Origin of the sequence: Saccharopolyspora gregorii (assembly GCF_024734405.1) — a bacterium.
Classification (GTDB): Bacteria; Actinomycetota; Actinomycetes; order Mycobacteriales; family Pseudonocardiaceae; genus Saccharopolyspora_C; species Saccharopolyspora_C gregorii.
The window spans coordinates 1,545,950-1,560,415 of the sequence record NZ_CP059556.1 but is presented as its reverse complement, the minus strand read 5'-3'; the positions used below and the strand labels follow the sequence as shown (position 1 = coordinate 1,560,415).

The window sequence follows — 14,466 nt, the reverse complement described above, 5'->3', positions numbered from 1 at the left end:
CTGATCGAGGTTCGATCGGCGGTGCTGATCGAGGCCCGGGCGAGGAGCGGGCGCGGTCACCAGGTGGCCGCGCCCGCTCGTCTTCGGCGGTGCCTCCGGGCGCTGCCGCCGGATAGGGTCGGCCACGTCGATCACGACGACGTGGAAGGACGGTGCCCGATGGTGCGGCGGCAGATCCCCCGCTGGTCAGAGTTGCGCCCGCTGCTGCGGGTGGAGCCGCCGAAGCTGAACCCCACCGAGCGGCGGCTGTCGAACGCGCACACCATCGCGGACCTGCGCGCCATCGCGCGGCGCCGCACCCCGCGCGCGGTCTTCGACTACACCGACGGCGCCGCCGAGAGCGAGACGAGCCTGCGGCGGGCCCGGCGCGCGTTCCACGACGTCGAGTTCCACCCCTCCGTGCTCCGCGACGTGTCCACGGTGGACACGAGCACGACGGTGCTGGGCGAGCGCTCCGCGCTGCCGTTCTCGCTGGCCCCGACCGGTTTCACCCGGATGATGAACCACGAGGGCGAGCCCGCGGTGGCGCGGGTCGCCGAGCGCGCGGGCATCCCGTACGCCCTGTCGACGATGGGCACCACCTCCGTCGAGGACCTCGCCGCCGCCGCGCCGCGCGCCCGCAAGTGGTTCCAGCTGTACGTGTGGCGGGACCGCGCGGCCAGCCGCGACCTGGTGCAGCGCGCGCAGGCCGCCGGATACGAGGCCCTGATGCTCACCGTGGACACCGCGGTGGCGGGCGCGCGGCTGCGGGACGTGCGCAACGGGTTGACGATCCCGCCGTCGCTGACGGTGAAAACGATCGCGGACGGGGCGCTGCACCCGGCGTGGTGGATCAACCTGCTCACCACCGAACCGCTGTCGTTCGCCTCCTTCCACCGCTGGGAGGGCACCGTCGCCGAGCTGATCAACGAGATGTTCGACCCCTCGTTGAGCTTCGCCGACGTCGAGTGGCTGCGGGAGCTGTGGGACGGACCGCTGGTCATCAAGGGCCTGCAGAACGCGGCCGACGCGGCGAAGGTCGTGGAGCTGGGCGCGGACGCGGTGGTGCTGTCCAACCACGGCGGCCGCCAGCTGGACCGGGCGCCGACGATGCTGGAGCTGCTGCCGCGGGTGCGGGAGGCCGTCGGGGACCGCGCGGAGATCCTGCTGGACACCGGGATCCTCAGCGGTGCGGACGTGGTCGCCGCGGTGGCGCGGGGCGCGGACTCCTGCCTGGTGGGGCGGGCCTACCTGTACGGCTTGATGGCCGGCGGGGAGCGCGGCGCGCAGCGCGCGGTGGACATCCTGCGCACCGAGGTGGAGCGCACGATGCGGCTGCTCGGCGTCACCTCGCTGTCCGAGCTGACCGAGTCCCACGCGACGCTGCGCACCTGATCGCAGCGGGGTTCCGGGTGGACGCACCGGCCCTCGCCCCTGCGCTGCGGGAGCGTCGTTCTCCTGTCAGCGGCGACGCCGCTGAGCAGCGACCACCAAAGCAACCGGACCGCCCGCGGGTTCTCGGCGGTTCCCCCGCGGGGACAGCGTTTTCGCCTGTGGCGGAGCCACCGGTGAAAACGATCCCGCAGCGGGGGAACCGCCGAGGTTCCGCCACCCGCGCACCACGCAACAGGCGGGGATACCGGAGAACTCAGCGCCCGGGGCGCGGGTCCAGCGGGGTGCGGCCGGTGTTCGCGGTGGCCGCGTCGCCGTCGCCGTCGATCGGCCCGGTGCCGAAGAACGCCTCGCACGGCCCGCCGATGTACTTCTCGAAGTCCGTGACGACGTGGATCAGCGACTTCCCGTCCTCGGTGGGGAGGACGGACGGGCTGAACCCGCGGCAGGTGCTGCCCTGGTTGTGGTCGATGTGCACCGGGGCGTCGATCTCGCGCCAGCCGGTGGACAGGTCGGACGGGTGGTCGTTGACCATCAGGGTGCGGCCGTTGCCGGGCGCCCAGCCGCCTTCGTCCCCGCCGAGCATCTGGTAGGCGAGGACGAGCCTGCCGTTCGGGTCGTCGCCCGGCGCCCAGGTGATCGTCGGCGTGCCGAGCGGCTGCCCACCCGTGTCCGAGACGATCTCGGTACCGGGGTCGTAGGGGTCGCCCCAGTCCCAGCCGTCCGGCGAGGTCCGCATCCACACCGTGCAGGTGTGCACCGGGTCGAAGTTGCACATCTCGTAGGTCATCACGTAGGTGCCGTCCGGCAATTGCCGAACGCCCGCCATGCCCGGCCGGACCCGGAATTCGTCCTGCTTGATCGCATCGCGTTCGTCGGTCCAGGTGATGCCGTCCTTCGACCGGACCTGCACCATTTTCTGATCGTGCGCCGGGTCCATGTCGTCCGAGTAGAAGGCGACCAGATCGCCTTCCGCGGAGACGGTGAACTCCGGTTCCCAGATTCCCGGACCCGGCGGTTTGGCCACGACGTCGGACATGAAGGTCCAGTTCCGGCCGTGGTCGTCGCTGCGCCACAGCCGGACGCTGCTGGTGCGGGTCTCCTCGTCGTCGCCGACGCCCGCGGTGCCCGCCCACAGCAGGGTTCCCGCGGGCATGTCCCCGACCTGGCGGGGCAGCTCGTAGAGGGTCGAGCAGCACATGCCCTTGGCGTTCTCGCCCGCCGGATCGCGGATCTCGCCGACGGGCTGGAAGGACTTCCCGTCATCGGTGCTCTCGTAGATCACCGCACGTCCGGCGTTGTCCACGTAGGTCGTCATGCTGGCCAGGACGCGGCCGTTCGCCAGGCCGCCGTTCTCCAGCCGGACCAGCCGCGGGTAGCTGCTGCCGCCCTGCCGGAACATCTCGCCCTTCGAGACGTCCATCGGCACCGGGTCGGTGGCCGGCGGGTCTGCCCAGGCGCTCGCCTGGTACCAGCCGGCGAGCAGCAGCACCGACAGCGCGGTGGCGGCACCGGCTCGTGCTTTCTTGCCGTTCATCGCGAACCCTTCGATCGAGGAGCGGCGCAGAACATATCCGACGGTGATCACGACGTGAACCCCGTTGGCACATTTCCACCACTCCCCTGAACGGCGGTGTCGTGCCGGTGAAAAGCACACGTCGGGACCATTTCGGAGAGGAAGATCACCGCTGGAACGACGACGGCCCCGCCGGAATTCGGCGGGGCCGTCGCTCACTCCTCGGAATCCGGTGGCGGTCCGCCACGAATCGAGTACAGCGCGTTTTCGAGTTCGTCGGGTTTCACGAGCACGTCGCGCGCCTTCGACCCCTCGGACGGCCCGACGACGTTGCGCGATTCGAGCAGGTCCATGAGCCGCCCGGCCTTGGCGAACCCGACGCGCAGCTTGCGCTGCAGCATGGAGGTGGACCCGAACTGGCTGGTGACGACGAGTTCGGTCGCCTGCAGCAGCACGTCGAGGTCGTCGCCGATGTCGGAGTCGACCTCCTTCTGCTCGCCCGGCTTCGCGGCGGTCACGCCGTCGGTGTAGTCCGGTTCGGCCTGCTCCTTGGTGTAGGAGACGACGCGGTGGATCTCCTCGTCGCTGACGAAGGAGCCCTGCACGCGCTGCGGCCGTCCGGCGCCCATCGGCAGGTACAGGGCGTCGCCCATGCCGATCAGCTTCTCCGCGCCGGGCTGGTCGAGGATGACCCGCGAGTCGGTGAGCGAGGACGTGGCGAACGCGAGCCGCGAGGGCACGTTCGTCTTGATCAGGCCGGTGACGACGTCCACCGAGGGCCGCTGGGTGGCCAGCACCAGGTGGATGCCCGCGGCGCGCGCCTTCTGCGTGATCCGCACGATCGCGTCCTCCACGTCGCGCGGCGCGGTCATCATCAGGTCGGCGAGCTCGTCGACGATGGCGAGGATGTACGGGTACGGCCGGTACTCGCGTTCGCTGCCGGGCGGGGCGGTGATGTCGCCGGAGCGGACCTTCGCGTTGAAGTCGTCGATGTGGCGCACCCGGTTGGCCTGCATGTCCTGGTAGCGCTGTTCCATCTCGTCCACCAGCCAGCCGAGCGCGGCCGCGGCCTTCTTCGGCTGGGTGATGATGGGCGTGATCAGGTGCGGGATGCCCTCGTAGGGGGTGAGCTCGACCATCTTCGGGTCGATGAGGATCATCCGGACCTCTTGCGGCGTGGCCCGCGCCAGCAGCGACACCAGCATCGAGTTGACGAAGCTGGACTTGCCGGAGCCGGTGGAGCCCGCGCACAGCAGGTGCGGCATCTTCGCCAGGTTCGCGGTGACCATGTGGCCTTCGATGTCCTTGCCCAGCCCCATCACCAGCGGGTGCTCGTCACCGGAGGCGGTGGTGGAGCGCAGCACGTCGCCCAGCCGCACCATCTCCCGGTCGCTGTTGGGCACCTCGATGCCGACGGCGGACTTGCCGGGGATGGGCGCGAGCAGCCGCACGTTGTCGGTGGCGGCGGCGTAGGCGATGTTCTTGGTCAGCGCGGTGATCTTCTCGACCTTCACGCCGGGCCCGAGCTCGACCTCGTAGCGGGTGACGGTGGGCCCGCGGACGAAGCCGGTGACCTGCGCGTCGATGTTGAACTGCTCCAGGACCGCGGTGATGGCCTCGATCATGGAGTCGTTGGCCTTGCTGCGGGTCTTGGGCGCGTCGCCGCCGGTGAGCGCGTCCAGCGGCGGCAGCTTGTAGTCGCCTTCGACGGCGCGGCTGATGGTGAGCTTGCCGTTGTCGGCGGGCGGCTCTTCGGGTGCTTCGGCGGCGGCGGGGACTTCGGCGGCCTTCTTGCCGCGCGGTTTCGTGGGCGCTTCCTCGGGCACGTCGTCGAGGGACAGCTGCTCCATCTTCTTCGTCCCGCCCTTGCCCTTCTTGGGGGCGGCGGCGGTGTCCTCGTCGTCGACGGGCGTGGAGCTCTGGCGGCGGCGGGAGGGGCGGCGCAGCTTCACCGTCTCCGGCTGGACCTCTTCGGTGAGCGGTTCGCCGTCCTCGACGGGCCTGCCGAGCAGCTTGGTGCGGACGGTGGCGAGCGTGGTGTCGGTGAGCAGCATCAGCCCGAACAGGCCGACGAGCACCAGCACGGGCACCGCGACCCAGCCGGTGAGGCCCTGCGCGAGCGGCCCGCCCGCGAGGAACCCGAGCACTCCCCCGGCCTCCGGCCAGACCAGCCAGTCGCCGGGCGCGCCTTCGGCGATGTGCAGCACGCCGAGCGCGCTCCAGCCGAGCAGCACGGACCCGAGCACGACGCGCGGCCGCGCCTCCGGGTTGTGGTCGGTGCTCGCGAAGAACACGGCGACACCGGCGACGACGACCGGCAGCACCAGCACGGCGTCACCGATGACGAAGCGCAGCCCCCAGTCGAGCCACTGCCCGACGGGTCCGCCCGCGTGCCACCAGATCCCGGCGGCGGTGATGACGGCGGCGGCGAGCGCGATGATCGCGAGCCCGGTCCGGCCGTGCGCCGGGTCGATGTCCTTGGCGCGGCTGAGCACGCCGCCGACCCGGGGCTGGGTGCTCTTCTTCGCCGGGGTGCGGCGCGGCGCGTGGGTGGAGCCGCGCCCGCCTCCGCCGGAGGTGGTCTTGCGGCTCTTCGCACCCGTGGTGCCGCTTGAGCTTCGTCGTGAGCTCTGGGCCCGGCTCCTCGAACCTTGTTGTGACTGGTTCTTGCGCTGGGCACCGCTCGTGGTCCGGCCCGCCATGGGTCTCACGTTATCTCGACGGTGCCCCTCGCGTCACAAGCGGCACAGGGGTCACGCGGGCGATCTGCCTCGGATGTTCACGTCCCGCGCTCGTGCCGGTGGTGCTTGTGCGATCCTCTGTCGTCATGGTCGCCCAGCCCGTTGGCCCTCTGGAGCCGAGTCCTCGTGCCCCGCGCGCGTCCCGGCGGTCCCGGGCGCGCTCGTTCGCGCAGGCACCGCTGCTGTGGCGGGTGCTGCTGCGGATCGACCGGGCGCTGATCCTGCTGACGGGTCGCCTGCGGGTCACGGGCGACGTGCCGGACGAGCTGCGCGGCGGGCCGCTGCTGCTGGCGGCGAACCACATCGGCAACATCGACGCGCTGGTGCTGATGGCGGCGTGCGGGCGCAGGCGGCTGGCGCTGCGGTTCCTGGCGACGGGCGGCCTGTTCGACGCGCCGGTGCTGGGTCCGGTGCTGCGGCGCTGCGGGCACCTCCGCGCGAACCGCGGCAAGGCGAACGCGGCGGAGGCGCTGGACGACGTGGTGCGCTCCTTGGAGGAGGACCCGCGGCCGGTGCTGGTGTACCCGGAGGGCCGGTTGAGCCTGGAGCCCGGTCTGTGGCCGGAGCGCGGCAAGACCGGTGTGGCGCGGATGGCGCTGGCTTCGACGGCACCGGTGATCCCGGTCAGCCAGTGGGGTGCGCACGAGGCGATGTGCTACGGGATGCTGCGCATCGAGGGCTTCCGGGACGTGCGGGTGCTGCTGTCCTCCTGGTTCGCGGCGATCCGGCGGCGCCCGGTGCTGCGGGTGCACTTCGGCGACCCGGTGGACCTGAGCGACCTGTCCGCGCACCGGCCCGGTGACGCCCGCCGCGCCCGCGACCGCATCATGCGCGCGATCACCGCGGGCCTGGTCCCGCTGCGCGCGGACGAGCCGGACGTCCCGAGCCACGAGGACCCCACCCGCCCGATCACCGACCAGCGCAGCCCCTGGCGGCCGTGAGCCCTTTCCCACCGGATTCCGTTCAACTGGGAATGGACGCAATCGTGCGGATACGGGAAACCGCTGGTGGAATGCGAGTCCGCTGAGCAGACTGGCCCGATCGGCGATCCGCAGCGGACGCCGGAAACGGACATCGAGGACCGAAGTGCAGAAATCAGCGACCGCGACCGCGGTGACCGGCCTGCTGGCCGCGAGCCTGCTGTGCGCACCGGCGGCTTCCGCCGCACCGAATCCCCCGTTCGAACCCGCACCCGTTTCCTGGGGCCCGTGCGAGGACGAGTCCTTGCAGGAGGCCGGCGCGGAATGCGGAATGCTCGACGTTCCGCTGGATTACGCGAATCCCGGCGGGGAGCACATCTCGCTGGCGGTGTCCCGGGTGCGGCACACCGTGCCCGAGAACCAGTACCAGGGCGTGATGCTGCTGAACCCGGGCGGGCCCGGTGGTTCCGGCCTGTACCTGGCGGGCTTGGGCGAGTCGGTGCCGCACGGGGCGGGCGCGGCCTACGACTGGGTCGGTTTCGATCCGCGCGGGGTCGGGTCGAGCGTTCCGGCGCTGTCCTGCGACCCGGACTACTTCGCGCACGACCGGCCGGACTACCTGCCGACGACGCCGGAGAAGGAGCGGGAGTGGTTGTCCCGCACCGACGGTTACGCGGCGGCGTGCGGGAACACCGGCGGCGAGCTGCTGGACCACATGCGCACGACGGATTCCGTCGAGGACATGGAGAGCATCCGCAAGGCGCTCGGCCAGGAGCGGCTGAACTACTACGGCTTCTCCTACGGCACCTACCTGGCGCAGGTGTACGGCACGCTGCACCCGGAGCGGTTGCGCCGCGTGGTGCTGGACGGCGTGGTGAACGCGGAGGACGTCTGGTACCGGGCGAACCTGAACCAGGACGTGGCGTTCGACCGCAACATCGGCATCTTCTTCGACTGGGTGGCCCGCTACGACTCGGTGTACCACCTGGGCACCACGGGTGATCAGGTGGAGCGGCTGTTCTACGAGCAGCGCGCGAAGCTGGAGGCGCAGCCCGCGGGCGGGGAGATCGGTTCCTCGGAGTGGACGGACCTGTTCCTGGCGGCGGGCTACGGGCAGACCGGCTGGGACAAGCGGGCGAAGGCGTTCGCGGGCTGGGTGCACCGCGGCGAGTGGCAGCCGCTGGTGGACATCTACGACGCGAGCAACACTCCCGGCGACGACAACGGTTTCGCGGTGTACAACGCGGTGCAGTGCACCGACGTGCAGTGGCCGCGGGAGTGGGGCCGCTGGCGCGCGGACAACTGGGTGACGCACGCGCAGGCGCCGTTCGAGACGTGGGCGAACGCCTGGTACAACGCCTCCTGCCGGAACTGGCCCGCACCCGCCGGGAAGCCGGTGGACGTGGACGGCGGGGAGGTCGACAGCGCGCTGCTGATCAGCGAGGAACTGGACGCGGCGACCCCGTTCCCCGGCGCGCTGGAGGCCCGGAAGCGCTTCCCCGGCGCGAGCTTGATCAGCCTGCCGGGTGGCACGACGCATTCGGGTTCGCTGTCCGGCAACGCCTGCGTGGACGACCGCATCGCCGAGTACCTGACGACCGGTGCGCTCCCGGAGCGCAAGCCCGGCGCGGGCCCGGACGTCACCTGCGAACCGCTGCCGCAGCCGACGCCGGAGGGTGCGGAGACGATCGCCCCGGAGCGCCCGGAGCAGCCGCGGATCCTGCAGGACGCCTTGCGCCACTGGCGCTGATCCGGTGACCGCGCGCCCTCCGTCCACATCGGACGGAGGGCGCGTCCGCCTCCGGGTCAGCGCGGGTCGAGGTCGGCGCAGCCGGTTTCGTCGGGCAGCAGCGGCCGGAACACCAGCCGGAAGCCGACGCCGCCGCTCCCCCACCGCGTGCCGGGATCGGTCTCGCGCGCCCAGGTCGCGGCGGTGGCCGCGTCGCCACCGGTGAGCACGGTGCAGCGACCGCCGGGCACCCGCGATCCGGCCGCCGGGGACGGGAACGGCCACGGTCGTCCGCCCGGCGCGCTGTCGGTGTCGTGGGCGATGACGGCCATCCGGTCCGCGGCCGGTTCGGCGCCGGCGGGCGGCGCGGTGCGGAGCCGCTGCACGAAGTCGACGAGCTCCGGTGGCCCGGCGGGCCGGTCGGTGAAGACCAGTTCGGTGCGGTGTTCCTCGCCGCCGGAGCGGAGGTCGACGCGGATGCTGGTGGCGCCGGGGACGGCGGCGTCGCCGTGCGTCTCGTCGGCGGCGAGGCCCGCTTCGTGCGCGGCCCGGTACCGCTGGTCCACCTCGGTGTCGCGGAGGCGGGTGACCGCGAAGGGGCGCAGCGATCCGACCGGTTCGCCCGGTGTGATCACGGTGCCGTCGCCGTAGAGGCTGTAGTCGGGGACGGACGTGCTGCCGGGTCCGGGCGGTTCGGTGCGGATCCGCAGCAGCAGTCCGTCCCGCTCGCGCGGTGGAACGTCGACGTCGCCGCACGCGGTTGCGGCGAGCAGTCCGGCTGCCGCGAGTGCGGGCAGCGCCCTGCCGGGTCGGAACATGAGCACCCCTCGGTGTGCCGCTCGCTGGATCTCCGGGCGGCGTCGGCGAGATCCGGTGCTCCCGCTCGGTGCTCGCGGGAGCGCGGCGCTCACTGTTCCGGGGGCGGGCTGCGGAGATCACCACTTTTCCCCGTCATGACACGAAAAGAGCAGCGCACGGGGCCGTGCGGCGGGTCGGTTCCGCCGCGTTCGGCCCAGTGCGCTGCTCCGCGCTCGCGGTCCGTCGTGGAAGTTGAGCCGCGGGTCGTGTCCGCGGCTCGTCAGCGGCGGAACCGCTGAGCCGACGACCACCCGATCAACCCACCCGCGGGTTCTCCGCGGCTCCCTCGCGAGGACGGCCCCGACACCGGTGTCCCTGCCCGGTTCAGCCGTCGGCGCGGCGGATGACCAGCACGTGGTCGGTGAGTTCGGCGGTGCTGCCGTCCGGCCCGGTGGCGGTGCGCCGCGGCGAGTCGGCGCGCTCGACCGCCCAGGCCCGCGGGTCGAGGGCGAGGTCGGCGGCGACCTCCTGCGGCGGCGGGTGGCGCAGGTCCGGGTTCTGGTCCCAGGACCACGGCGCGATCGATCCGTGGTCGACGACCACCAGCCGCCCGCCTGCGCGCAGCGCGTGCGCGGCGGCGCGCAGCACGCTCGCCCGGTCGAGGTCGAACGGGGTGTGCAGGTAGTGCGCGCAGACCAGGTCGAACTCGCCCGCAGGCAATCCGGCGCCGAGGTCGTGCCGAGCGGCGGTGATCCGGTCGCCGAGCCCGCGCGCGTTCGCCAGCGCGGTGAGCCGGTCGGCGGCGACGGCCGAGATGTCCACGGCGGTGACCCGCCAGCCCTGCTCGGCGAGCCACAGCGCGTCGCCGCCGCCTCCGCACCCGAGGTCCAGCGCGTCGCCGGGTGCCTGCCCGGGAACGATCTCGGTGAGCCGCTGGTTCGGCTTCGGCTGCTGCTGCTCGGCTCGCGCGGCGTACACGTCGTCCCAGAACGCGTGCGCTTCAGTGCTGCTCATCGGTGCCCTTTCGTCGGTGAGCGCCAGTCTCACCCCAGCCGCGCAAAACCCGCACGAAACCTTGCCGTTCCAGCAAATTCCCTCCAGGTGAGCGGCCCACTCGCCCAGCGAGGTCGGGCTGGCGGGCCGCTCACCTGGGTGCGACCGGCCCGCTCGCCATGAGAGTCGACGGACCGTTCGCCGCAAGGTTCATCTCAGTTCGTCTGCTGAGTCGGCAGGTGTCTACCCAGGTAACCGACGTAGACCTTCCCGTCCCGAGCGGTCGCGTCGTAGTAGTGCATGCGTGGACTGATCATCCCGGAGTTCGCGATCTTGAAGTGGGCTCCCATGAACACCTGACCGTCCGGATCGAGGCTGTTCGGCACCGGGAACATGCGTCGCGACCAGAACTTCCGGTTGGTTCGCACGTCTTCGCTCTCGTCCCTGGCATGCCGGTTGGCCGGATAGCCGCGGCAGCCGGCGGGCAGGTTGTTGAGGTACCCCTCCACTCCACTGGGACGCTCACCATCGGCAACGACGCGCGCGTAGTCCTGCAACGCGAGCAGCGCGTTCCACACCTTCGCTGCCCAGGAGTCCATGCGGTCGTGCTCGGCTAGCTTGAAGATGTCCTCTTCGTTCCAGGTGAATTCAACTCGTTCTAGGGTATCGACCTGTTTGAGCAGCACGGACAGCGAGCTCGGCGCGGGCGCTTCGGGCTCGGGCTGGGACCAGGCGTCGGCGTACTGCCCGGCGTCGTGCAATCGGCTCTGCAGGTGACGGACTCGTGCCTCGGCCTTGTTGAGATCTTCATAGGTCAGCGCTTCGTCGAACAGGGATTGGTCGAGCCGGGCGTTCAGCGCCTCGTTCTCCTCCTGCAAGGTCGACGCGGCCTCGCGCAGTTCGTTGAGGCGTTCGGAGATCACCCGTCGTTGTTGGCGTTCGCGCTCGCCGTGACGAGCAAGGTTGATCATTTCGCGTGCTCGGTCGAGGTCGAGGTCTCCGTACTCGGCACGCAGGGCACGCCCGATCTGGAGTGCGATCCGGTCGGCTTCGTCCAGCACAGGTGCTGCAGGCCGGATCGGGAGCGGCCTGTCCTGCGTCTGCACGGGACGTAGGGGCCGGGCGGGTTCCAATTCCGTCGGCTGAGCGACGGGCTCGGGTGCCCTTTCACCGATGACGAGCTCGTCGAGCTGTTGCCCGAAGGACCGGTCCAACCGCCGCAGTACCGAGGGCAGCGGCGCCTCGATCGCCATGTCCCGAGCTCGCCAGCCGAGCAGCCTGCGCAGCCGACCCGCGGGATCTTCCACCAACCGCTGCGTTCCGAGGACTCGGTGGCGGAGACCGTCGGCACCGTCGGCGGGATCGGCTCCGGGCAGGAAAGTGCGCATGGTGCCGGGCTGCACCGCGTGGTTGGGCCCCACGATTTCGGCGAACAGTTCGGTCGCTTCGGCGTCGAGCACATATCCCGCACCGATGCTGACGGTCTCGGCGAGCAGGCTCGCCACCATCTCCAGCCACGGATGCCTGGGCAGATCCGGAGCACTCCCGGCTAGGTAGACGGGGACTCGACGTTTCCCGTCTCGCACGACGTCGACGAGTTCGGGTACGTCATCGATACCGACGACTTGCGGCCGGTCGGCCAGCTTGGCCATTCCGTCGTGGGCAGGCACGATTCCGAGCAGTTCGCGGACGACCTTCGGCGTTCCGGCCCACCGGCGTTCTTCGTCCGCGTCGCCCGCCCGATCAGGATTGACGACGTCGAACCAGACGATCGCCGGTTCCTCTGGACTCGGCACGAGCAGGGTCAGGTGACTGCGCCACACGCCGTTCGGTTTGCGTTCGGTGATGCGGGTGCGTTGCGCGAAGGATCCGTCCTGCCTGCGTTGTTCGAGCAGGATTCCTTCGGTGTCCTCGCCGAGACGAGCGACTTCGTTGGGACGCAACGCATCCGCGTCCAAGCGTTTGTGCTTCCGCAGCCAGGAGTGCAGCTGTTCCCGGACGAGTTCGGGCACGTCGTGGTGGCCCTGTTCGAAATGCAGAAGGGTGCGGTATTGCAGCATGGGGCCCTCTTCAGGTTTCGTCGGCCGAAGGGTGACACCCGAATCCGGTTGGGCACGCGTGCGCCACCGGACTCGAGCCGACCAGAAGAGCACATCCATGGCGGCACGATTGGACCCGTGACCGAGGCGTTGCCGAACCTCACCCGCCGAGAGCAGCCGCTCTCGACGGGCGAGGCCGGCGCCTCAAGCTGAGACGCCGATTCGGCTCGGCATCGGCTGGGATCATTCGGCTTGGTCGAGCTGCACCTTGTCCGCGATGTCCTTCAAGGTGCCCTGTCCGGGCACCTTCCACCGCGTCGTCCCTTGCACGGCTTTCACCTTCTTGCCCGGCACTTGGTCGAGCATGTGCTTGACCAGGCCGCTGGGCGAGTATTGGCCACCGTCGGCTTCCCAGAGCAGTGGCTTGGACCGGTGGTTCACCCAGGTCGCACGCGACCGGCGCGGGTCTTCGCGGATCCATTCGGCCAGGTTGACGCGTTCCGGCCCGGTCACGGCTTCGAAATGCAATGGCGTCCCGTCTCCCAATGCCATCGAGTCGATGATGAGCATGACCGCGTTGGCGTTGCGCCTCCCCGGCCGCCGGGTCACGGGCAGGTACTCGTCCAGCAGGGCCGGGATCTGCTTGCCGGAATCGAGGTCGTTCATGACGGCTTTGACCACGTCTCGGCACAGCTGATCGTCCTTGAAGACGCCCGAAATGGCGGATCTCCGCCCGGTGACCTCATCGACCTGACGCATGAGCAGCGCGAAGACGTCAGCGACCAATCCGGGGATCTTCCTGGACTCAGCCTCGAACTCCGCGTCAGAACCGCTGAGCGCAGCAGTTCCTAACCGCCGGGACACGAGGTGCGAGATGATCAGGTCGCCGTGACTGGCGAGCAGCTCGGCCCGCCCTTCCCGCTTGTTCGATCCCGCCGCGATCTCGGCGATGACCGCCCGGTGCACGAGCACCGCCCGCCAGACCTTCAGCGCCTGGATGTTCGCGGGGAACAGGGCCGAGTAGCTCGCTTCCTCCCACAGCAGTTCCAGGTCCCGTTTGGCCCGCATGGCGTAGCGCGGATCCGGGTGCGCGCAGGCCAGCGCTAACGCGGCCTCCCCGACCGAGCAGCCGTTCTCCGGCACCGGAGCTTCGGCACCCCGCTTGACCACGTATTTCTTCCGCAGGTCGAGCAGGAAGTCGCCCTCCAGCCGGTCCTGCTCTTCCTTGAGCGCGATGAAGTCCTGTTCCACGACGCGGTTCTGCGTGTTCGTCGCGCGGGTGATCTCCGCCGCGAATCCCGGTTCGCAGTTCTCCAGCGAGATCAGGCGGACGAGCACTCTGGCCTCAGCCGCCCGTTCCGGCGATTCCTGCACTGCCGCGAACACGCTCGCCACGGTCTGCGCCCCGTTGACGACGCTCGCGTCGAGCGCGCGGATGTCCACCGGGCCGCCCTGCATTCCGCGGAAGCGGCTGCTGCGTTCCATCGTCGCGCACAGCACGGTGATCCCGTTGTTGAAGTACCAGAACTTCTCCGGGGCGGCGAGCAACGTCGAGACCAAGGATTGGTTGATCTTGGTGACGCCGAGGGAGTGCCGGATGTTCTTCGAGAAGAGCTGTTCCCGGTGTTCCTCGTACCAGGACGCCACCACTTCGGCCGGCACCGACCCGTACCAGGCGCGGTACGGGTCCTCGAGGTGCGAGCCCCGTTCCATCAGCACGTCGATGTCGACTTCGGGTGCGGCCACTCCGCGCCGAACGATGTCGTGGAACTCGCCGGCGCCCAGCCTGATGTAGTCCACGATCTTCTGCCCGAGGTTCAGCTCGTCGCACTGATCGTCGAAGATCTTCTGCACCGACGGGGAGAGCGGTGCGTCGCCGGCCGCGGCGAGCACAAGGGTGATCTTCCCCGAGTAAGCACCGACCACCTCTCGCACGTCGTCGGCGAACACTTGGAATCGGTCGTTGAAGAGGTCGAGTTCGTTGTTGAGGATCAGCCGCAGCCCGCGGAGCAGCTTGTGCGCCGCGCCCTCGTCGATCCCCGCCTTGCCCTTGTCGCTCCACTTGGCCTGGACGAGCCAGAGGTGCTTGTTCTCGTCGTCGACGGCCACCGCGTCGATGCCGTAGTCGTCGCAGCCGTCGATCACCGTTTCGGCGGCTTGGTCACGATCGAACCCGGCGAGGTGCCGTACGGCGAGAGCGGCGAGTGCGCGGGAGGTGAACGACTGGGTGCGTTCGTGTTCCGGTCGCTTGTCCAGGTCGTGCATGTCGACCGCGGAGCCGAATTCTTCGTGCAGGAAAGCCTTGATCCGGGCGATCGGGATCGGCACGGTCATCTGTTGAATGCCCCCTCAACTGCAG

At 70.3% G+C, this 14,466-nt stretch carries 9 protein-coding genes; 3 read left to right on the top strand and 6 right to left on the bottom strand.

Annotated features, from left to right (window positions below):
• Positions 1-159: 159 nt before the first annotated feature.
• Entirely contained in the window at positions 160-1,374 is a 1,215-nt protein-coding gene (locus tag H1226_RS06860) for an alpha-hydroxy acid oxidase (RefSeq protein ID WP_258347938.1), read from the top strand.
• A 253-nt stretch (positions 1,375-1,627) separates the two neighbouring features.
• Here the strand turns inward: H1226_RS06860 and H1226_RS06855 are convergent, their stop codons facing one another.
• Positions 1,628-2,959, bottom strand: a complete 1,332-nt coding sequence (locus tag H1226_RS06855; RefSeq protein WP_258347937.1) for a sialidase family protein — start codon at positions 2,957-2,959, stop codon at positions 1,628-1,630.
• A 143-nt stretch (positions 2,960-3,102) separates the two neighbouring features.
• The gene (locus tag H1226_RS06850) at positions 3,103-5,589 is read right to left on the bottom strand and encodes a DNA translocase FtsK (RefSeq protein ID WP_258347935.1); all 2,487 of its coding nucleotides are present in this window, start codon (positions 5,587-5,589) and stop codon (positions 3,103-3,105) included.
• Positions 5,590-5,825: 236 nt separating this feature from the next.
• Between H1226_RS06850 and H1226_RS06845 the strand changes: the two genes are divergently transcribed.
• A complete protein-coding gene (locus H1226_RS06845; protein WP_224959824.1) occupies positions 5,826-6,569 on the top strand; it encodes a lysophospholipid acyltransferase family protein in 744 nt (247 codons plus the stop codon).
• A gap of 145 nt (positions 6,570-6,714) precedes the next feature.
• The gene (locus tag H1226_RS06840; RefSeq protein ID WP_258347933.1) at positions 6,715-8,298 is read left to right on the top strand and encodes an alpha/beta hydrolase; all 1,584 of its coding nucleotides are present in this window, start codon (positions 6,715-6,717) and stop codon (positions 8,296-8,298) included.
• A gap of 56 nt (positions 8,299-8,354) precedes the next feature.
• On the opposite strand, the gene H1226_RS06835 is transcribed toward H1226_RS06840, so the two are convergent.
• From H1226_RS06835 to H1226_RS06820, 4 genes are all read right to left on the bottom strand, one after another.
• Complete coding sequence (locus tag H1226_RS06835) at positions 8,355-9,095, bottom strand: hypothetical protein (RefSeq protein ID WP_258347931.1); 741 nt, start codon at positions 9,093-9,095, stop codon at positions 8,355-8,357.
• 364 nt (positions 9,096-9,459) lie between these two features.
• Entirely contained in the window at positions 9,460-10,089 is a 630-nt protein-coding gene (locus tag H1226_RS06830) for a methyltransferase domain-containing protein (protein ID WP_258347930.1), read from the bottom strand.
• Positions 10,090-10,283: 194 nt separating this feature from the next.
• Positions 10,284-12,128 carry a hypothetical protein gene (locus tag H1226_RS06825; protein ID WP_258347928.1) on the bottom strand — a complete coding sequence of 615 codons (1,845 nt, stop codon included), beginning with the start codon at positions 12,126-12,128 and terminating at the stop codon, positions 10,284-10,286.
• A 222-nt stretch (positions 12,129-12,350) separates the two neighbouring features.
• Positions 12,351-14,441, bottom strand: a complete 2,091-nt coding sequence (locus H1226_RS06820) for an AIPR family protein (protein ID WP_258347927.1) — start codon at positions 14,439-14,441, stop codon at positions 12,351-12,353.
• Positions 14,442-14,466: the final 25 nt, after the last annotated feature.